Source organism: Bartonella sp. MR90HLJMH, from assembly GCF_042194115.1.
Taxonomy (GTDB): Bacteria; Pseudomonadota; Alphaproteobacteria; order Rhizobiales; family Rhizobiaceae; genus Bartonella; species Bartonella grahamii.
On sequence record NZ_JBHIMM010000001.1, the window covers coordinates 113,680 to 134,372 of the forward strand.

The 20,693-nt window shown below is 35.2% G+C and carries 19 protein-coding genes; 10 read left to right on the forward strand and 9 right to left on the reverse strand.

The window, feature by feature from the left end; translation table 11 throughout:
* Positions 1 to 73 precede the first annotated feature (73 nt).
* Positions 74 to 1,381, reverse strand: a complete 1,308-nt coding sequence (gene mnmE / locus ACFIJ9_RS00500) for a tRNA uridine-5-carboxymethylaminomethyl(34) synthesis GTPase MnmE (protein WP_375635357.1) — start codon at positions 1,379 to 1,381, stop codon at positions 74 to 76.
* A 31-nt stretch (positions 1,382 to 1,412) separates the two neighbouring features.
* Complete coding sequence (gene rho, locus ACFIJ9_RS00505) at positions 1,413 to 2,678, reverse strand: transcription termination factor Rho (RefSeq protein WP_015857121.1); 1,266 nt, start codon at positions 2,676 to 2,678, stop codon at positions 1,413 to 1,415.
* 554 nt (positions 2,679 to 3,232) lie between these two features.
* Between rho and ACFIJ9_RS00510 the strand changes: the two genes are divergently transcribed.
* The 6 genes from ACFIJ9_RS00510 (at position 3,233) to polA (ending at position 10,056) form a co-directional block, all read left to right on the forward strand.
* Positions 3,233 to 4,057, forward strand: a complete 825-nt coding sequence (locus tag ACFIJ9_RS00510; RefSeq protein ID WP_375635358.1) for a pyruvate, water dikinase regulatory protein — start codon at positions 3,233 to 3,235, stop codon at positions 4,055 to 4,057.
* A 12-nt stretch (positions 4,058 to 4,069) separates the two neighbouring features.
* The gene (locus tag ACFIJ9_RS00515; protein ID WP_273787544.1) at positions 4,070 to 4,666 is read left to right on the forward strand and encodes a Maf family nucleotide pyrophosphatase; all 597 of its coding nucleotides are present in this window, start codon (positions 4,070 to 4,072) and stop codon (positions 4,664 to 4,666) included.
* Entirely contained in the window at positions 4,659 to 5,531 is an 873-nt protein-coding gene (locus ACFIJ9_RS00520; protein WP_375635359.1) for a shikimate dehydrogenase, read from the forward strand. Before ACFIJ9_RS00515 ends, ACFIJ9_RS00520 begins: the two co-directional genes overlap by 8 nt.
* Positions 5,528 to 6,112: a dephospho-CoA kinase gene (gene coaE, locus ACFIJ9_RS00525; protein ID WP_012754436.1), complete on the forward strand. Its 585-nt coding sequence runs from the start codon at positions 5,528 to 5,530 to the stop codon at positions 6,110 to 6,112. The genes ACFIJ9_RS00520 and coaE overlap by 4 nt, the downstream gene beginning before the upstream one ends.
* A 4-nt stretch (positions 6,113 to 6,116) precedes the next feature.
* Positions 6,117 to 6,824, forward strand: a complete 708-nt coding sequence (gene dnaQ / locus ACFIJ9_RS00530) for a DNA polymerase III subunit epsilon (protein WP_375635360.1) — start codon at positions 6,117 to 6,119, stop codon at positions 6,822 to 6,824.
* 322 nt (positions 6,825 to 7,146) lie between these two features.
* A complete protein-coding gene (polA, locus tag ACFIJ9_RS00535) occupies positions 7,147 to 10,056 on the forward strand; it encodes a DNA polymerase I (RefSeq protein WP_375635361.1) in 2,910 nt (969 codons plus the stop codon).
* A 5-nt stretch (positions 10,057 to 10,061) separates the two neighbouring features.
* Here the strand turns inward: polA and ACFIJ9_RS00540 are convergent, their stop codons facing one another.
* The 7 genes from ACFIJ9_RS00540 to ihfB all read right to left on the reverse strand — a co-directional run bounded on the left by ACFIJ9_RS00540 (position 10,062) and on the right by ihfB (position 15,854).
* Positions 10,062 to 10,925 (reverse strand): endonuclease/exonuclease/phosphatase family protein, encoded by an 864-nt coding sequence (locus tag ACFIJ9_RS00540; RefSeq protein ID WP_208439356.1) that lies wholly within the window; start codon positions 10,923 to 10,925, stop codon positions 10,062 to 10,064.
* A 112-nt stretch (positions 10,926 to 11,037) separates the two neighbouring features.
* Positions 11,038 to 11,811, reverse strand: coding sequence for a Bax inhibitor-1/YccA family protein (locus tag ACFIJ9_RS00545; protein ID WP_012754440.1), 774 nt, complete (start codon positions 11,809 to 11,811; stop codon positions 11,038 to 11,040).
* Positions 11,812 to 12,815: 1,004 nt separating this feature from the next.
* The gene (lspA, locus tag ACFIJ9_RS00550) at positions 12,816 to 13,319 is read right to left on the reverse strand and encodes a signal peptidase II (protein ID WP_375635362.1); all 504 of its coding nucleotides are present in this window, start codon (positions 13,317 to 13,319) and stop codon (positions 12,816 to 12,818) included.
* Positions 13,309 to 14,163: an RNA methyltransferase gene (locus tag ACFIJ9_RS00555; RefSeq protein WP_273787537.1), complete on the reverse strand. Its 855-nt coding sequence runs from the start codon at positions 14,161 to 14,163 to the stop codon at positions 13,309 to 13,311. Before ACFIJ9_RS00555 ends, lspA begins: the two co-directional genes overlap by 11 nt.
* A gap of 2 nt (positions 14,164 to 14,165) precedes the next feature.
* Positions 14,166 to 15,098 (reverse strand): class I SAM-dependent methyltransferase, encoded by a 933-nt coding sequence (locus ACFIJ9_RS00560; protein ID WP_375635363.1) that lies wholly within the window; start codon positions 15,096 to 15,098, stop codon positions 14,166 to 14,168.
* 173 nt (positions 15,099 to 15,271) lie between these two features.
* Positions 15,272 to 15,568 carry a lipopolysaccharide assembly protein LapA domain-containing protein gene (locus ACFIJ9_RS00565; RefSeq protein WP_375635364.1) on the reverse strand — a complete coding sequence of 99 codons (297 nt, stop codon included), beginning with the start codon at positions 15,566 to 15,568 and terminating at the stop codon, positions 15,272 to 15,274.
* A gap of 7 nt (positions 15,569 to 15,575) precedes the next feature.
* Positions 15,576 to 15,854, reverse strand: coding sequence for an integration host factor subunit beta (ihfB, locus tag ACFIJ9_RS00570; RefSeq protein WP_012754445.1), 279 nt, complete (start codon positions 15,852 to 15,854; stop codon positions 15,576 to 15,578).
* Positions 15,855 to 16,038: 184 nt separating this feature from the next.
* Here ihfB and lptC point away from each other — a divergent pair, with 184 nt between their 5' ends.
* The 4 genes from lptC (at position 16,039) to ptsN (ending at position 19,533) form a co-directional block, all read left to right on the forward strand.
* Positions 16,039 to 16,683, forward strand: a complete 645-nt coding sequence (gene lptC, locus ACFIJ9_RS00575; RefSeq protein ID WP_375635365.1) for an LPS export ABC transporter periplasmic protein LptC — start codon at positions 16,039 to 16,041, stop codon at positions 16,681 to 16,683.
* A gap of 76 nt (positions 16,684 to 16,759) precedes the next feature.
* A complete protein-coding gene (locus tag ACFIJ9_RS00580) occupies positions 16,760 to 17,356 on the forward strand; it encodes an LptA/OstA family protein (RefSeq protein ID WP_375635366.1) in 597 nt (198 codons plus the stop codon).
* A 6-nt stretch (positions 17,357 to 17,362) separates the two neighbouring features.
* Positions 17,363 to 18,157 (forward strand): LPS export ABC transporter ATP-binding protein, encoded by a 795-nt coding sequence (gene lptB, locus ACFIJ9_RS00585; RefSeq protein WP_375635367.1) that lies wholly within the window; start codon positions 17,363 to 17,365, stop codon positions 18,155 to 18,157.
* Between the two features lie 911 nt (positions 18,158 to 19,068).
* Positions 19,069 to 19,533, forward strand: a complete 465-nt coding sequence (gene ptsN / locus ACFIJ9_RS00590; protein ID WP_012754449.1) for a PTS IIA-like nitrogen regulatory protein PtsN — start codon at positions 19,069 to 19,071, stop codon at positions 19,531 to 19,533.
* Positions 19,534 to 20,693: the final 1,160 nt, after the last annotated feature.

Sequence of the window (20,693 nt, forward strand, 5' to 3'; positions counted from 1 at the left end):
CACGTGAAACAGAATATAAATTACATAATCTTTATAATCTGTCTATGAAATAATCAATGTTTCACGTGAATCATTATTTACCAACACAAAACTCTGAAAAAATAATATCAAGCAAATCTTCAACATCAATATCTCCTGTAATTTTTCCAAGAAAATCACTTGCACAACGGAGATGTTCTGCACGTAAACTGAGATCAAGAGAATGATAATTAAGAGAATATTCAATCTCTTTAACAGCCTCCTTTAATAATTGAAGTTGTCTTTTACGCGCCGGAACAATATTTCCAATTTCAGAAGCACGATGATGACAAAATGATTCAAGTTCTTTGATAAAATAATCAAAATTTAAACCAGTTAATGCGGAAAATTGTATAGACCAATGCTGATCATTTTTTTCATAAAGATCAAGCTTATTGCCAACACACCATATTTCAGCCGATGTTTCTGGTAAATCAACTTGCTCAGGATTTCCTATATCATAAACCAAAATAACTAAATCAGCTTCCCTAACATGCTGTTTAGCAACTTCTATTCCCATTTGTTCTATTTTATTTTCTGTTTTTCTAAAACCAGCAGTATCCGTTAAAAAAATAGGTAAACCACCAAGAATAATTCTCATTTCTAAAGCATCACGGGTTGTTCCTGCTTCTTCCGTTACAATAGCAACAGATCTTCCTGAAAGACGATTCATAATGCTTGATTTTCCAGAATTTGGAGCACCAGCAATAACAATTTTTAATCCATCACGTAAAATACTAGCACGCTCTCCTTCAGTAATATATTCACGAATAGAAATACAAAGATCCTCAACATCTTTCCAAACTTTATCAGATATTGCGTTAGGAATATCTGCTTCATCAACAAAATCGAGTTCTGCCTCAATAAAAGCACGCGCCTTCATAAGCTTATGACGCCAATCACGATAAAGTGTCGTTAAATGTCCACTTGTACCCATAACAGCTAAACGCCGTTGGCTTTCCGTTTCTGCTTCTATTAAATCAGCAAGACCTTCTGCTTGAACAAGATCTAATTTTCCTTCCATAAAAGCACGACGTGAAAATTCACCTGCTTCTGCAATACGGCATCCAGAAAATGTCGACAATTCATCGAGAAAACGACTAACAACGGCTTTTCCTCCATGTAAATGGAATTCTGCACAATCTTCCCCCGTAAAACTATGAGGAGCGGGAAAAAAAACAGTTAAACCAGAATCTAAAAAGCTCCCATCACGAGCAGTAAGATTTCCATAATGCATAAAACGTGCTTTAGGTAAACGACCACAAAGCGTTTTAACTATATCCACAACATGAGGACCAGAAAGCCGAATGACTGCAACCCCTGAAGGTAACAATCCACTCGAAACAGCAAAGATTGTATCCACAGGTTTTATCCTAATAAAAACTTTAATGACTCTACGTATTCATTGAATCAAAAAATTCACTATTGTTTTTGGTTTGCTTTAATTTATCAATCAAAAATTCAATTGCATCTGTTACATTCATAGATGCTAAAATACGACGAAGAACAAAAATTTTGTGCAAATCTTGTCGTTCTACCAGAAGTTCTTCCTTACGCGTTCCTGACTTTAAAATATCCATAGCAGGGAAAATACGCTTATCAGCAACTTTTCGATCAAGAACAATTTCAGAATTACCTGTTCCTTTAAATTCTTCAAAAATAACCTCATCCATACGACTTCCTGTATCAATCAAAGCCGTTGCAATAATGGTTAAAGATCCACCTTCTTCAATATTACGTGCTGCACCAAAAAAACGTTTTGGACGCTGGAGAGCATTTGCATCCACACCACCTGTTAAAACTTTACCCGAAGAAGGAACAACTGTATTATATGCACGCCCAAGACGTGTAATAGAATCAAGAAGAATAACAACATCGCGTCCATATTCAACGAGGCGTTTGGCTTTTTCAATGACCATTTCTGCTACTTGTACGTGACGTATTGCAGGTTCATCAAAAGTAGAAGAAACCACTTCTCCTTTTACTGAACGCTGCATATCTGTAACTTCTTCTGGTCGTTCATCAATTAAAAGAACAATGAGATAACATTCAGGATGATTAGTGGTAATGGAATGAGCAATATTTTGAAGTAAAACTGTTTTTCCTGTCCGAGGAGGAGCAACAATTAACCCTCTTTGTCCTTTTCCCAATGGAGATATCAAATCAATCACGCGTGATGACATATCTTTCTCTGTAGGATCTTGTATTTCCATTTGGAAACGCTCATTTGAATAAAGAGGAGTAAGATTATCAAAGTGAATTTTATAACGAATCTTTTCAGGTTTTTCAAAATTAATTGTATTAATTTTAAGGAGAGCAAAATAACGTTCTCCCTCTTTTGGACTGCGTATAGGGCCTTCAATGGTATCGCCTGTTTTTAAAGAAAATGACTGTATTTGTGCTGGTGAAAGATAAATATCATCAGGACCAGGAAGATAATTAGCGTCAGCAGATCTCAAAAAACCAAAACCGTCTTGTAAAACTTCAACAACACCCTCTCCTATAATTTCTACATCTTGTAGAGCAAGTTTTTTCAAGATAGCAAACATTAATTCTTGTTTGCGCATAAGAGAGGCATTTTCAACTTCTAATGTTTCAGCAAAAGAAACAAGTTCAACGGGATTTTTGCTTTTAAGTTCTTGTAGTTTCATTTTTTGCATGAAATATGCTCTTTGTAATTAAGGAGAAGATTATCTTAAATAATTTACGGAAATTTATGAATGAAATATTCTTAAGAAGAGAAATATTTTACACTCAATTTTTTTAATCTGCAAGTACCATTTATATGAAATTTATCCCTATAATATTAAGTAATTATATGAAAAACTTGAAAAAATATAAAACACAAATAGTATTAAATTTAATTTATAACAAAAATATGAGTTAGAGTTATAGCATTAATTAAATGCTATTCAAAAGTATTTTTTACAGAAATTTATATTAATAAATTTATATTAAAGAAGGGATTATTCTTATTTATAACTGTGTTTAGTGTGGATTATTATTTATCCTCAATTTTATCCACAAAAGGAACTAAAAAAAAGAATAAAAATAACACTATCTTAAAGATATTATCCCCTCTTTTTTATAAGAGGTATAAAATTATCACGAGCATTTAATTTGTGCATAAAAACGAAGAATTTTTCCTAAATTTTAGTTTTATAAGAAACGGTAAAGGTATATACACATATCTTAACAAGGAGTTAAAATTTCTGTGACAAAAGAAAAAAAATTCTTTCATTTACACATGCTTTCTGATGCAACGGGAGAAACATTAATCTCTGTGGGAAGAGCTGTAGCATCGCAGTATACAATGAGTCAGGCAACAGAGCATATCTATCCTATGATTCGTAATAAAATACAGTTACAAAAAGCTCTTGATGAAATACAACAAGAGCCAGGTATTGTTCTTTACACAATGATCGATGAAGAATTTAAACTTCTCCTTCAAAAAAGGTGTAAAAAAGTAAAAGTTCCTTGTATTGATATATTGCATCCTGTTTTAAATGCTTTTCAGTCTTACCTTGGAATGCCAACACATTTACGTGCAAGCGCACAACATGATCTTAATGCAGATTATTTTCGCCGTATTGAGGCACTGGATTTTACAATAGAGCATGATGATGGACAGTCTTCCAATAGCTTATCCGAAGCAGATGTGATCCTTGTGGGAATTTCAAGAACCTCTAAAACGCCAACAAGTATCTATTTAGCAAATCGCGGAATAAAAACGGCTAATGTTCCTCTTATTCCTAATATTGATTTGCCAGAATCCCTTTTAGAGGCAAAAAATTCTTTAATTATTGGTTTAATTGCTTCAGCTGAAAGAATCTCACATATTCGCCAAAATCGAGATTTGGGAGAAGGTTTTGCTCTTGATAGTTATACAAATCGTATCAACATAGCTGAAGAATTAATCTATGCAAAACGCATTTGCGAACGTTTTGGTTGGCCTATTATTGATGTCACAAGACGCTCTATTGAAGAAACTGCTGCTGCAATATTTGAACTTTTATCACGATTTCGTGAAGGAAAATGAGAGAAAATTCTCATGAACGCAGATACGTTAATATTAGCATCTCTTAGTTTTTATCGTGCAAAATTATTAAAAAAAGCAGGTTTAAATTTTTTCATTGAAGGAGCTTCTTTTGATGAAAGAGAAGTAGAAAAAAAAGCAAAAGAAAAAACACCTAAAGAACTCAGCTGTTTTCTTGCGGGTGCAAAAGCAAAAAATGTTTCAGATCGTTTTCCTGATGCTTTCGTTATTGGTTGTGATCAAGTGCTTGATTTGGAAGGTAAAGTTTTTCACAAAGCAACAAATATTAAGGAAGCACATCAACGTTTATGTGAGTTATCAGGAAAAACCCATTCTCTTCATAGTGCGGTAGCTTTATTTAAAAATGGTCAAAAAATTTGGGTTGAAGCTTTTAGTGCACATATGTCCGTCCGTTTGCTCTCGTCAGAATTTATTGAACATTATTTAGCACGCGTAGGAAAAGATGTTCTAAACAGCGTGGGAGTATATCAAATTGAAGGGGAAGGGATTCATCTCTTTGAAAAAATTGAAGGAGATTTTTTTACCATTGTTGGTTTACCTTTGCTGCCTCTACTCATAAAACTGCGTCATTTAGGAATTATTGATGGTTGACTTAGTAATAAAAAAAATAAATTATCCGCGTGCTTTTGTTGTTGGTTCTCCAATTCATCATTCAAAATCGCCTAAAATTCACAATTTTTGGATTAAACAATATGGTTTACAAGGAGAATATTTTGCACAAGAAGTAACATCTGAAGAATTCAGTCATTTTATTGCGTCTTTACAAAAAATAGGCTTTTGTGGGGGAAATGTTACTTTGCCTTATAAACAGGAAGCTTTTCGTTTAGCAGATTATAAAGATGAGAGAGCAATAATGATTGGTGCTGTTAATACACTTTGGTATGAAGGAAATAAGCTTTGTGCCACGAATAGCGATGCCTATGGTTTTAGCGCTAATCTTGATGATTTTGCATCTGATTGGGGAGGGGAAACAGCTCTTGTTTTTGGAGCAGGTGGTGCCGCACGCGCTATCATATATGCCTTAAAAAAACGCGGATTTGAACAGATTTATTTGGTTAACCGTACAAAACAACGCGCCGATAATTTAGCTCAGCATTTTGGAAAAACCATTAAAGTTTACGATTGGCATAAAATCCATGAAATACTCCATCAAGCTGATTTGATTGTTAATACAACCTCTATTGGCATAAAAAATCCAGAAGAAAAAAGTGATTCTTTTTTTTGCGATTTTCATAAAGCAAAAAAAACGGCGTTAGTAACAGATATTATTTATACACCATTGATAACTCCTTTTTTACAACAGGCAAAAGCTTGTGATCTCAAGACGGTTGATGGGCTTGGGATGCTTCTACATCAGGCTGTTATAGGGTTTGAACAGTGGTTTGGAATAAGACCACAGGTAACAAAAGCGTTACGGACAGCCATTTTAGAGGATATGAGTGAAAAAAGAGAATGAAGATCATAGGATTAACAGGATCAATTGCTATGGGAAAATCAACAGTTGCTGATTTTTTCAAGCAGGCGGGTATTTCTGTTTTTAGTGCTGATGAAGCAGTACAACAGCTTTATAAAAGTGAGCCAGCTTTGTCATTCATAGAGCGTATTTTTCCAGGTGTTGTTGAAAACGGTGAAGTTAACCGTTTGAAACTTTCTGAAATTTTGATTGATGATAAGGAAAAATTACAAACATTAGAAAAAATAATTCATCCTTTGGTGCAAGAAAAAGAAAGGGAATTTATTAATATAGCGCGTGAACAGGGGAAAAAATTAGTTATTCTTGATATTCCACTTCTATTTGAAAAAAATGGTGAAAGTCGTGTGGATAGCGTTATTGTTGTTTCTGCCCCACCAGAAATACAAAAAGAACGTGTAATGATTCGCAAAGGTATGAATGAGAAAAAATTTGCCTTTATCAATGCTCAACAAATGCCGGATGAAAAAAAACGAGAACGTGCTGATTTTATTATTTATACAGGGAAAGATTTAGAGAATACACGTCAACAGGTTTTTGATGTGATAAAAAAACTAAAGAATTGAAGTCATGCGGGAAATTATTTTTGATACAGAAACAACAGGTTTAGATAAAGAAAAAGATCGCGTAATCGAAATTGGTTGTGTAGAAATGGTTGATCGTTATCTTACGGGGCGCCAATTTCATGTTTATTTAAACCCTGAAGGCGTTATTATTCCTGATGAAGTTGTAGCAATTCACGGATTAACCAATGAACGCCTAAAAAACGAGAAAAGTTTTAGTGATATTGTTGATGAATTTTTAGAATTTATTAAAGGCGCGACAATGATTGCGCATAATGCGAGTTTTGATATTGGTTTTATTAATGCAGAATTAAAACGCGTCAACAAACCGCTCATCAGTGTTGATAATATTCTTGATACACTGGCTATGGCACGGCGTAAATTCCCTATGGGGCCTAATTCTCTTGATATTTTATGCAAACGTTTTGGAATTGATAACAGCCATCGTGTTCTTCATGGTGCTTTGCTTGATGCAGAGATCCTAGCCGATGTTTATATTGAACTGATCGGTGGAAAACAAGGTGTATTGGGTTTTGGTAATAGAAGGGGTGTTGATGAACATATCCAGAATGATAAAGATACATCTTATGCAGTTAAAATTCGCCCACAGGCTTTACCTTCAAGATTGAGTACGCAAGAAAAAAGGTTTCATGCCGATTTTATCAACACGATGAGTGAAAAAGCTCTGTGGAATAACTTCAAAATTCATGAATAACATCATCTTTTCTCTAAAAAAGTCACCATTTAAATTAAAGAATATGGATGTCAAAAAAAACGGTCGTTGTGGGGAGGGGAACACCACAACGACCCTGTCGCTACATCGTACCTCAGCTATCATAGGAGGAGCAAAATGAAAGCTATTAATCCTGTAACAGCAAAGAAAAGCTCTAGGTACTTAATATAAAGTGCAACGACTTCATGTCTTATGAAAAGAAAAAATGGCTTTTTAGAGGCAAAGTGAAAAAAATAAAATAAAAGTGAAAAAAATATATAAGGGTAATTTGCGTTTTTAGCTGAAATGGAGAAATAAAATTGTCATGAAAGCAACAGATCATCTTTTTTTGGTTGACGGATCAGGCTATGTTTTTCGTGCTTATTATGCTTTGCCGCCTTTAAAACGTAAAAAGGATGGACTTCCTGTAGGAGCAGTAGCTGGTTTTTGCAATATGTTATGGAAATTACTTTGTGATGCTCGTAATACAGCGACTGGTATTGTTCCAACACATTTTGCTGTTATTTTTGATTATTCATCTGATACTTTTCGGAAACAAATTTATCCTGAATATAAAGCGAATCGCGCTGAACCTCCTGAAGATCTAATTCCTCAATTCGCGCTGATACGTCAAGCAACGAAGGCTTTTAATTTGCCTTGTATTGAAAAGGAAGGCTTTGAAGCGGATGATTTGATTGCTACCTATGCAAAATTGGCAACAAAGGTTGGGGCAAAAACAACCATTATTTCTTCTGATAAGGATCTTATGCAACTCGTAAATACGCATGTATCTTTATATGATGGAATGAAAGACAAGCATATAGGTATCTCAGAAGTTGTAGAAAAATGGGGTGTTGCACCTGAAAAAATGATTGATTTACAAGCATTAATTGGAGATTCAACGGATAATGTACCGGGTATTCCAGGCATTGGTCCCAAAACTGCAGCTCAGTTGTTAGATCAGTTTGATTCTCTTGATCTTTTATTGCAAAACGTAACAGAAATTAAACAAACAAAACGACGTGAAAACATTCAAGCTTATAGAGAACAAGTTAAAATTTCTCGTGAACTTGTTAGGCTTAAAACAGATGTTCCTATAGATAATGATTTAGATGATTTTATTTTGGAGCCACAAGATGGTCCACGTTTAATTGCTTTTTTGAAAGCGATGGAATTTTCAACATTAACGCGTCGCGTGGCAGAGGCAACGTCATGCGATGCGGCTGTTATTGATGCACTTGATATAGATGTTGAATGGGAAAAACTGAACCACGGGCATGACTCTGATATCAAGAATACTGAGCGCGCATCTCTTCATAATTTTTCTGAAAATTCTCCACAAGTTTTTGCACAAAAACGTAAAGATCAAGCGCTGACTCAAAAAATTACAAGAGATGCTTATACAACAATTCTTGATGAGGAAATTTTAAAAGATTGGTTGTCACAAGCACAAGAGCAGGGTTTCTTCGCTTTTAATACTGAAACAACATCTCTTGATCCGATGCAAGCAAAGCTTGTTGGTTTTTCACTCGCATTACAGCCAGAAAAAGCAGCTTATATACCTCTTGAACATTTTTATGAAGGAGAAGAGGACCTTTTGAGGGGCGGGCGCATTGCCTCGCAGATTGAGACCCGAAAAGCTTTAGCACTTTTAAAACCGATATTAGAAGATTCATCGGTGTTAAAAATTGGTCAGAATATAAAATATGATTGGTTGGTGATGAAGCAATACGACATTATTATAAGCTCTTTTGATGATACCATGCTTTTATCATATGCTTTTGATGCTGGAACATTAACTCATAATATGGATGATTTGTCTGAACGTTGGCTTGAGCATAAACCAATTTCCTATAAAGATTTAACGCATAACGGAAAAAAAATTACTTCTTTTGCACAAGTAGATTTAAAACAAGCAACCCTTTATGCGGCGGAACGTGCTGATATAACGCTACGCCTTTGGCAAGTATTAAAACCTCAACTTGTTGCTCGTGGAATGACAAAAATTTATGAACGTCTTGATCGACCCCTTGTAGAAGTTCTTGCAAGAATGGAAGAACGTGGGATTCTTATTGATCGGCAGATTTTATTGCGTCTTTCAGGAGAATTGGCACAAGCTGCTTTGATTCTAGAAGAGGAAATTTACAAACAAGCTGATGAAAAGTTTAATCTTGCCTCGCCAAAGCAATTAGGGGATATCCTTTTTGGAAAAATGGGATTACCTGGAGGCGCTAAAACTAAGGGTGGACAATGGTCAACTTCTGCACAGACCTTAGAAGAGTTGGCTGCTGAAGGTCATGTTTTACCGCGTAAAATTATTGAGTGGCGTCAACTTGAAAAGCTAAAATCTACCTATACAGATGCCTTGCCTTCTTATATTTTTTCAAAAACAGGGCGAGTTCACACGAATTATTCTTTGGCAATAACATCAACAGGGCGGTTATCATCATCAGAGCCAAATTTGCAAAATATTCCAGTGCGGACTGCTGAAGGACGTAAAATTCGAACAGCTTTTATTGCTCCAAAAGGACATGTGTTACTTTCTGCTGATTATAGTCAGATTGAATTGCGTATTCTTGCACATATTGCGGATATAAAAGCATTAAAAGAAGCTTTTGCTAAAGGGCATGATATTCACGCTATAACGGCATCACAAATGTTTGGTGTTGCGATAGAAGGAATGCATTCAGATATACGACGGCGTGCAAAAGCGATTAATTTTGGTATTATTTATGGTATTTCAGCTTTTGGATTAGCCAATCAATTGGGAATTTCACGCCAAGAAGCGGGTCGTTATATTCAACTGTATTTTGAAAGATTTCCAGGAATTAAAGATTATATGGAGAAGACCAAAATCTTTGCACGTGAAAATGGTTACGTAGAAACAATTTTTGGACGTCGTATCCATTATCCAGAAATAAAAGCAAAGAATGTAAAAATTCGTTCTCTTAATGAGCGAGCAGCTATCAATGCTCCAATTCAAGGTTCCGCGGCTGATATTATTCGCCGCGCTATGATACAGATGGAAAATGCTTTAAAAGAAGAAAAACTATCAGCAAAAATGTTGCTGCAAGTGCATGATGAACTGATTTTTGAAGTACCAGAAGAAGAGAGTAAAAAAACCATGGCTGTTGTTAAAAATGTTATGGAAAATGCTACAATGCCGATTTTATCTTTATCTGTACCGCTTGAAGTAAAAGTCATGACGGCTCAAAATTGGGATGAGGCACATTAATTTTTTTATTTATTTTTAAGAATGTTGATTGCGTTGGAAAGATTAAGATAGGCTTTGATAGGCAAATGATCTGAAGCAATGCGTGCAAGCGGTGAATGATGATTTTCAATACTTGTTACCAATTGGTGGGGAAAAGAAAAAACTCTATCAAGGGCTAAAAAAGGAAAGCGAGATGGAAAACTTGGTACAACTTCAAAAGTGCTATCAAAATAGGGAGAAAAATGATTTAAAGATGAGCCTTTTCCCATCCGCCATTCATTAAAATCTCCTATGAGGAGTGTAGGCATAAGGGAGCGTTTTTGGAAAATTTCAAGGAGCATTTTTGTTTGTTGTTTACGAGAGTAACGTAATAAGCCAAAATGAGCCGCAATAATACGAATAGGGCCTGCTGCCATTTCCAACTCTACAATTACAGCCCCACGTGGTTCAATACTGGGCAGAGTGACTTGTAAAGTATCACGTACATATCCCTTTCGCAAAAAAAGAGCATTCCCATGCCAACCGTGTCCATGAGGTGACATAGTATTAAGAGGTACAGGAATCAAACCGGTTTCAGCTTTTAATAGCTGAAGATTAATCAAACCGACGCGTTCTCCAAAACGTCTATCTGCTTCTTGAAGAGCAAGGATATCAACTTGTAATTCAGTAATAACACGGACAATTCTTGTAGGATTAAAAATTTTATCAACACCTACACATTTATGCACATTATAGGAAGCAACAGTCAGATCATAATTACTATTTTGATTGATGATGTTTGATTGATGATGAGAGCGGCTGTGAATTGCATTTAAAAGGGAGCTATGGAGTTTTTGTTGGATAAAACCGGTAAACCAAGGGAATTTTTGCTTATAAGGTATTTTTGTCATTTTGCGAAAAGAATAGTCCCTAAGAGGCAAAGGGTAAAGACTTACACTAAAAACAAAAGAACCTTGTCTCTTTTAGAAACAAGGTTTTTTAATTAAGTTATGATTTCTGCAATCAATCACGGTTTGAGCCAAGAAATTGTAGCAAGAAGACAAACATATTGATGAAATCAAGATAAAGATTCAACGCGCCCATAATAACTTTACGTCCTCTGGTGTCGCTTTCATCTCCTTCATAATACATCAACTTAATGCTTTGGGTATCGTAGGCTGTTAAACCAGCAAAGATCAACACGCCAATCACAGAGATAGCAAATTGCAAAGCGCTTGATCCAAGAAAAATGTTCACAATCATGGAAAGAAACAAGCCGATCAATCCGATGAATAGGAATGAACCGATTGCCGTGAGATCACGCTTTGTCGTATAACCATAAAGTGAAAGAGCTCCAAAAGCTGCAGCGGAAATGACAAAGGTTTGCACAACACTTTCTGTCGTATAGCGCAAAACGATTGAAGACAGTGAAAGACCAACCAGAGCAGCATAACCAAAAAAGAGGCTACGAGCAGCATTTGTGCTCAATGTATTAATTTTAAAACTGAGGAATAAAACTGCTATGAGTGGTGCAAACATAACAATGTAAGAGAATGGCGATGTATAAAATGTTACTCCAAATGATGTTAAATAAACACTGCTATTGATTTGAGCTGCTGCTTGGCTCATATCTGTTGTCGTTGCTAATGATACAATTACATAAGCGGCAGCAGCTGTAATAAGCAAACCAATGGCCATTGTATTGTAGACACCCAACATATAATCGCGCAATCCCTGATCAATTGATGCATCGGCGTGAGAAGTAGGCGCCGAACGTAAATTTTTAAAATTAGCCATAATATAAAATCCTTTAGCATATGTCCCGTCAGGTATAGGGCTTTAAAAGTGTCTCTGTCATTACACAGATAAGCTTGGCATAAGCCTTAATTGGGCAAATACAAAAACCCTTAAGAATCACTGACAGAATTCCAGCATATTTGCTCTTATTATGGAGATTTATTTAAAAATTACAAGAGATTTATATGAAGAAGGAACCTTACAAATTGGTAAGGAAACGGTTCATTTTAATAAAAAATATTTCCATTTTTTGCCATATTTTTACAAGATAAAAAGACTACACCCAAAAAATTTTTATTATTCACAGAAACTATGTAATACAATCCTTTATAAAATATCCACTATTTTTGCATTTGTAAGAAGAGCGGCAAGTATCTATAATACTATTTTTCAACCTTCAATATTGCACCTGTTTTGCACGGTTAGAAGAGCTATTGAATTGGATTTATATAACATATTGATATATAGTGATAAACTGTCTTTTTGTATGCTAAATGATATTTCAAATAAAAGAGATTTAGGCTATTAAGGGCTTTTATCCAATATAAAAAACGATGATTTATATTTATAATCAATAGGTTGCTTTAACAATACACCATTGAAAATAGTTGAAAAAATGTTTTTTATTAAACAATATATAAAATAAAAAAGGAGAGTTTTTTAACGAAGCACTTAAGAAAGGCTCTGTAAAAAACAATATCTGTAAAAACTAAAAAACATATGAAAAGCAAATGTTCTAAGCAAATAATAGAACTTTAAATGCTGTAAAATATTTTCTCTCTGAATTTGATAGAGGACATATGGATAAAAAATATTGATTTCTATTTGAGTTCATTTCTTTTGCATTGACCAAGTGTAGAAGTGTAAAGTTGAAAAATAAGATTTTATAATTTTATGAAAAGAAACACGAAAAACAATTAGCTGCAAGAATTATCCAAGAAAAATCAATTTACAATCAGGCTTATGATGGTCAATAAGCTCTGTTTTCTAAGACAATGAGCATATCAATGAGAAGATGTACTGTTAGAATGACGTTTTTCTTTCATCCAAGTGCGCAATTCTTCAATAAGAATGGCAATAACACCGAGAGTTATAAAACTATCTGCAAGGTTGAAAATAGCAAAATAAAAAATATCATCAATATGAAAGAGTATATAATCAGTGACATGATGAAAGCGAATACGATCAACGAGATTGCCAATTGCTCCCCCAATAATAAGAATAAGGCCAAAGCGCATTAAAGACTTATTATGTTCAGTATTTTTCCATAGCCATAGAAGGAAGATAATCACAATGATTGTGATGGCGATGATTCCCCAGTGAGAAAAGGAAGAAAAAAACGAAAATGCAATGCCAGAATTACGCACATGATAAAGGGAAAGAAAAGGTATAAGCGAAATTTCTGTTCCTAAAGGCATATTGTGCATAACCCAGTATTTGACAGCTTGATCAAGTACTACTGTAAAAGCCAAGCCCAAGAGAAGAAAAGGGAGTGATTTACGCATCATATTTTTCCTCACATGGTTCCAGTATTAAATAGGGGCGACGGATTTCATAAAGCATAACAGCTGTTGCTACAGCTAGATTAAGCGAGTCTGCACGTCCGCTTTGTGGAATACGCGCAAGTTTATCACACCGATTTGTAAGAAGATCTGATAATCCCTGTTTTTCATTTCCCATTAAAAGGATAATAGGGCCATTTTTGAAATCAAGTGTGCGATAATCCAGAGATCCTTTGAGATGTGTTCCAACGATCATACCTTTAAAGTGAGCAGACCAGTTTAAAAAGGCGCTTTCATCAAGACGATAAAGTGGTACAGAGAAAATAGATCCCATGGTTGCACGGACCGTTTCAGGCGAGAAAGGGTCTGTTGTTTCGCCAATTAAAATAACACCTTTAGCACCTACAGCATCAGCAGTTCGAATAATGGTACCAAGATTTCCAGGGTCACGTACACGATCTAGCGCGATGTAAACATCTTTAATCTGTCCTTTTATCATTTCAAGAGAGTGCCATTTTTGCTTGAAAATACCAATAACTGTTTGTGGATTATCGCGTCGTGTAAGTGATTCCATAACCTTTTGTGAGGCTTTAATAACAAAACCACCGTTGGCTACAGCACGTGCGGCAGTATTTTCGATAGCAGCATTACCGATTTTACTTTTAGAAAAAATAAGCGTCTGTATTGTCCAGCCGAGATTGAGAGCATCAATGACCAATTTCAATCCTTCTGCCATGAAAAGACCTTCTCTATTACGGTTTTTCTTTTGGCTAAGTGCTTTAAGGTCTTTTATGATGGGGTTGCTAAGAGAGGTAATTTCTTTCACTCTACCAGTTTTGGGTCTACACATATTCAAGCAATCCAACGGCTAAAAAGAGAAGTAGAAAGAGCACGTCCTGAAACTTCTTCACGCAAAATGAGTTCTCCTGATTCGACTGTACCACCAAGATTTACAAATGCATCACGCATTAAAGCATGAAGTGCAAAAAAGGAAGCACGAATAGAATAAGCTGTAAGGACAACAGAGAGCGGTTTATCAGAGAGAAGTTTACGACAATTTGAGATCATAGCGGGTAAATGATCAAACAGTTGCCAAATTTCACCATGGGGTCCACGCCCATAAGCAGGGGGATCAAGAAGAATCATATCATAGCTTTTCTTACGACGCAGTTCACGCTCGACAAATTTCATAGCATCATCGCAAATCCAGCGAATAGAATGATCTGGTAATCCTGCTTTTTCTTGATTAGCTTTTGCCCACGCAATGGCTTTTTTAGAAGCATCAACATGGGTAACATTCGCACCCGCTCGTGCCCCAATCAAAGAGGCAATACCTGTATAGCCAAAAAGATTCAACAATTTTATAGGACGTTCGGCTTTAACAATTTGCTCTTCCATAGAGCGCCAATGAGCATCTTGTTCAGGAAAAACCCCCACATGACGAAAGGAAGTAAAACGGCCTAGAAAAAACAATCCATTCCAAGAAAGAGTCCATGTTTCATCAAGTGGCTTTTTAGGAAAATGCCAACGACCAACCCCTTCTTCATCACGGTTTCCTGTGAAAATAGCATCAACATCAGCCCATTGTTTTCGTGGTAAAGCGGGTTTCCATAGTGCTTGACCTTCTGGTCGAATAATGCGGTAAGCTCCATAACGTTCTAATTTTTGTCCATGACCAGAATCAATGAGAGCATAGTTTTCACTTACACCTGTTTCTAAAATAAGGGGCAACTTTTCCTGCGGATATCTATTGTTATGGGAGGATTGAAAGCATTGTGCGGGCATGTTTTGTATCACGGTATATGAGGTATGAAAATATATTATAAAGCTCTTAAGTGTTTCGTAAAAGTGCAAAAGAGCTAAAGCCAATTAAAACATGTATAAAAAAAAATAAAAGAGCACTTTTAAATCTGTACTGAATATAAAATAAAGAGAGAAAAGATTTAATTAAAATACCATTACACCAGATTTGTGATAGACGTTTTCAATTTCTCGATCTCTGCTTTACTTTTTTTGAGAGCTTTTTTGTATTTGTGATAGGAAAACCAACTGATCAGATTTCCTAATAAAATACCAAAACCAAAGAAAATAAAGAGCCATATAAAAAGGGGAGCATGATAAGTAAAACTTTCAGAATCTGCTCTAAAAGGATCAAGGGTTAACGGAACCATCTGACGATTAGCCACGATAAAAATAATCAAGAACGCTGTGAGAATCACACCGATACTTGTTAGAAGAATACGTTTAATTATCATAAGTTTCTCACTGATTAAGACGGTCGCGTAAATCCTTGCCAGTTTTAAAAAAAGGAATCCACTTTTCTTCAACAGAAACGGCTTCACCTGTTCGTGGATTACGTCCATTACGGGCTGAACGGCTTTTTACAGAAAAAGCTCCAAATCCACGAAGTTCAACGCGATTGCCATTTGCAAGTGCTGTTGAAATTTCCTCAAAAATAGCGTTTACAATATTCTCTACATCCCGTTGAAAAAGATGCGGGTTATGACGAGCGATAATTTGCACAAGCTCTGATTTTACCACAATAGCCTCACTTTCACACAAAAATTTTTTTGTAATTGTGCACTTCATGCATATTACAATATATAAACGGATAAAAGCAAAATAAAACCAAGAAAAAACAAATTGCAAGAAACAAAATTTGAAAATACCTTCTATAAAGGTTATACAGATTAAAAATGCGGAGTATTTAAGAGATTAGGAGAGTATGTCCGTACACAATAATTATGAAGCCTTTTCAACGCAATCATCTTTTGGAGATGTTTTTAAAAAAGCATCCCTTCATTCGCGTCGCATTAGCATATTAAAAATTTTTTTACCTCTCTTAGCGTTGATTTCAGCGCTGGTTTTTTGCTGGTTTACGTTTTTCTTGGTTCCCGTTACTTCTGATTCTATGCCTTTGAATAATGAAGAAAGTGGCGTGGTGAATTTGACAATGCTCAATCCAAAGTTAGAAGGGTATACGCGTGCTCATGAACCTTATTGGCTTAAAGCAGAAAAGGCATTTCAAGACCATACACACTCTGGAATGATTGGGTTGCAAAACATTACAGCTAAAGCATTTATGGGCCAACAAAAACAGGTTTTTCTCGCAGCACAAGGGGGGGTTTACGATAACATTAATGGTTTTTTACAGTTGGACAAGCCATTCACCATTACGACGAATGATGGGATGATGGCACAATTTATGTCAGCGAGTATTAACTTATCCGAGGGACAGTTAAAAACAGATCAGCGTGTTAATATTCAGCAAGCCGGTTTGCATCTTGCCGCAAATGCCTTACAAATTCGAGAAAAAGGAAAAAACGTGTATTTCCATGGTGGTGTGCATTTAGTGCTTCAAAAGCAATGACGTAATATCAATACGAATCTTCAAAGGATATTTATAAAGAGAAGTATGTGTATATACAAACAGAAGAATTGAAATAATGAAATCGTACAAAAGATGGATAGGTGTGACCTTGGCTTTTAGCATGGGAATGTTAGGAGGAGCAGTTTTAGGATATGCCGAAGTGGCTCATTTTGGAATAAGTTTATCAAGCGACAAAGAACCGGTAGAACTTCATGCAGATTCTTTGGAAATACGTGATAAAGAAGGGATAGCGCTTTTTAAAGGTGATGTTTCAGTGGTGCAAGGTGAACGTCTTTTAAGAACGGCAAAATTAGTTGTTTACTACGATAAAGCATATAAAGAAATTGATAAAAACAAGGAAGATACAAAGGCATCATCTGTTTCTTTATTTGGTTCGTCGGGTATACAAAAAATGGAAGCTTTAGGAAAAGTTTATATAAAAATTGCTACGCAAATTGCTACGGGTGATAAAGGCGTTTTTGATGGAAAGTCAAAAATGATGAGTTTGACAGGGAGTCATGTTGTGTTAACTGACGGTGACAATGTGGCCACGGGGTGCAAACTAACGGCAAATATGGAAAGCGGAAAGGCTTTTTTAGAAGGTTGTGAGACGCCTAAGAAAAAAGGTCGTGTTTCTATTATTTTAAAACAAAATCAAAAGAATGGCCATTAAGATTTCATGTTTGGAATCAAAAGAAAAAAACAGACCGATAAATATAATCTTGAAAGTGAAGCTTCAAAAAATCCCTTAAAAGGGACCTTGATTGCCAGTAACTTGATTAAAGTTTATCGAGGAAGACGAACTGTTAATGGTGTTTCTTTTGGCATTCGTACGGGAGAAGCCGTTGGCATTTTAGGGCCCAATGGGGCAGGTAAAACAACTTGTTTTTATATGGTTACGGGGCTCATAAAATCTGATGGAGGATCCATTAAAATTGATGGATTTGATATTACGCATCTTCCGATGTATCGACGTGCGCGTTTAGGTATTGGATATCTTCCACAGGAGGCTTCTATTTTTCGTGGTCTTTCAGTAGAAAATAACATTAAAGCTGTTTTAGAGGTCGTTGAAAAAGATCGCCTTAAACAACGTGAAGAGTTAGATAGCCTTTTACATGAATTTAAAATTGATCATTTACGTAAAATGTCTGCACTTTCGTTATCTGGAGGTGAACGTCGGCGACTTGAAATTGCGCGCGCTTTAGCTTCTCGTCCCCATTTTATGTTACTTGATGAACCATTTGCAGGAATTGATCCTATCGCTATTTTCGATATTCAACAACTTATTCGTCATTTAACTAGGCGTGGCATTGGTGTTCTGATAACGGATCATAATGTGCGTGAGACATTAGGGCTTGTCGATCGCGCTTATATTATTCATACAGGGCGGGTGTTAGTTCACGGTTGTCCTAATGATATTATCAACAACGTTGATGTACGCAGAATTTATTTGGGAAATCAGTTTTCTCTTTGATTTTACAGCTTTCACGAGTTTCCATTTAAGTTTAACCAAACATTATTACTGAAAATCTCCTTATTTATGCCAAAACTTCTTTTATGACTATAACCTTAATGTTGTTATTGAGTGGTGAAAAAGACTTCATCATTAGAGGGTTAGTTTGTTGTTTTATAAGTTTAGCTTGCTCATGATTGTATCATAGAAAAGATATCACTAGATTAACTTGATAATGAGTGATAAACGAAGCTCTCAATAAATGCGTGTGTTATTGAAAGGTAAGAGATATTTATCATATTTTTCTCTGTCGAATCAAATAATATATCGATGATGCTGTTTTAGGTATTTTGATGGGAGCACCGGTTATATATTGCGGTTATTCAATAGGAGTTGTCGTATTTTATTGGTTTATATGGCCTATTTGAAAATAGGAGCTCGGCTAAAGATATCAGGATAAATCTATAAACCTTTCAAAACAATCATTAAATCTCTAAAAACCTTTATATTCTTGTTATAAGGCGATGTTCAAGCTATACAGTAATTTTCAAAGTAAAGGTCCATTTTGCTCAGTATGCTTTTCATCTTAATTTAAGGGCTCATTTTTAAAGAAAGAAAAACTCTGATGGCGAATTATACATCAACTCTTATGACAAGTTTAATAAATTTATGAATAATGACCTTTTCTAGAGTCGTGAGGAAATTAACTTTATGAACAACTTCATTTCTTTGGTTTCTCATGCCGTTAATGATGATCCGAATACTATTTATTGTTGTGTTAGAAGTGATATGAGATGTATTGAGCCATCACCCATTATAAATTGAAAAGTAAAAACACATGCGATGTTGCGAAAAGTGAAAGAACATTAAGTATCTATACCGTTTATAGGTTTATTGATGAGCATTTTAGCGTGTAAGAGGAAAATTAAAGTATGAATTTGAGTGAGTTAATAGCACCGGAAGCGATCATTCCGGCTCTTAAGGCTAATTCGAAAAAACAGGTTCTGCAAATTTTAGCCGAAAAAGCTTCCAAGCTAACAGGTCTTAGTGAGCATGTGATTTTTGATGTTGTTTTACAACGCGAGAAGCTTGGTTCAACGGGTTTGGGTGGAGGTATTGCGATTCCTCATGGAAAATTACCTGATATTAATCGGATCATTGGTATATTTGCACGTCTTGAAAGTCCTGTTGATTTTGAAGCTCTTGATGACGAACCTATAGATCTCGTTTTTCTCCTTTTAGCACCTGAAAATGCTGGTGCAGATCACTTAAAAGCTTTATCACAGATCGCACGTGTTTTGCGTCACACTGATGTTGTGCAAAAATTGCGCAATACGCATAATGCTAATGCGCTTTATGCTTTACTGATTCAAACTTCAGAATCAAATGCAGCTTAGAAGATATTATGAGTGTATAAGTTGCAAGGTATACACCACGGAACGTAGAAAATAATATAATTTTTATCTTAAAAGACTGATAACAAAAGGTTATGTCATGCAATTTTGAGAAATCGTTTCTAAGCGAACCTTCTTTTTAAAGAGCAAGTAACAAAAACGAAGTACTTGTTTTTGTTACTTGCTCTTGTATATTAAAGCATCTAATCATTATGCTTCGTGGGTTCATTTATCCTGTTGTACTGTAAAAAGCCATCATTTGAGGTGTGGAGAGATAAGGCATGTAAGTCTTCTTAATACATTAAATGCTTTTAGAATGTGTGGTAAATATTCTTAAGCAGGACTTGTTTGTAGAGCTTTTGGTTAGGTAAATCACATAAGTGGGAAGACAAGAGGAGACCGCTCGACAAGAATCCAAACTTTTTCAGTCCAGATTGGATTAAGAATCTTTGTCCTTTGAAAGCGGGAAAGAAATCAACAGAAAAATTTATTTGTGCATCGAATTTTTTCGTAAATTGAGTTTGAGTGTTTAGGGATAATATTTTAATGCTCAAGAAGAAATAAGAGTGTATCCTCAGTATAGCAAGATATTGATTTATAAATATAATTCACTATTTTGCATGTTGTAAATGGAATTAGCGTGTGGATAAAAACTGTACAAGAAAGGGTAAAAATGCTTCCTATGAATCGTCTCAAGTATCGAGGGTTGTAGCAAAACATTGGGAGCTGGAAAATAGTGTTATGGTGCCGGTTTGCTTCTTCACAAGTGGGGAGGTCAACTATTTTATAGATATGATTTAGATGTCAGCTGTTTTATAGAGCCCATGCTAAAAAACAATTTTGTACGGTAAAAATGAAAGTTATAGCTTTAGGTTGGGTGAAACAGCTTTGTGCATGGGAAGATTTATTCAGATCCACTTTAATTGATTAAAATGTTGTTAAAAAACGATAAGGTTAAAATTGCTGTAGAAAAAGATTTTATATTTTTGTTGATAAATTACTTAGAAATAAGAGAAGGAAACTTTTCAAAAGAATTCTTAGGAAGTTTTTTATAACAGAAAGGAAAATGTCGTCTAACATATTAAAATAATATGATTAAGCTATTATAAGCTACTAAAATCATTTTAGAAATTAATAATTGGAGATAAAATATATAGGGAAAT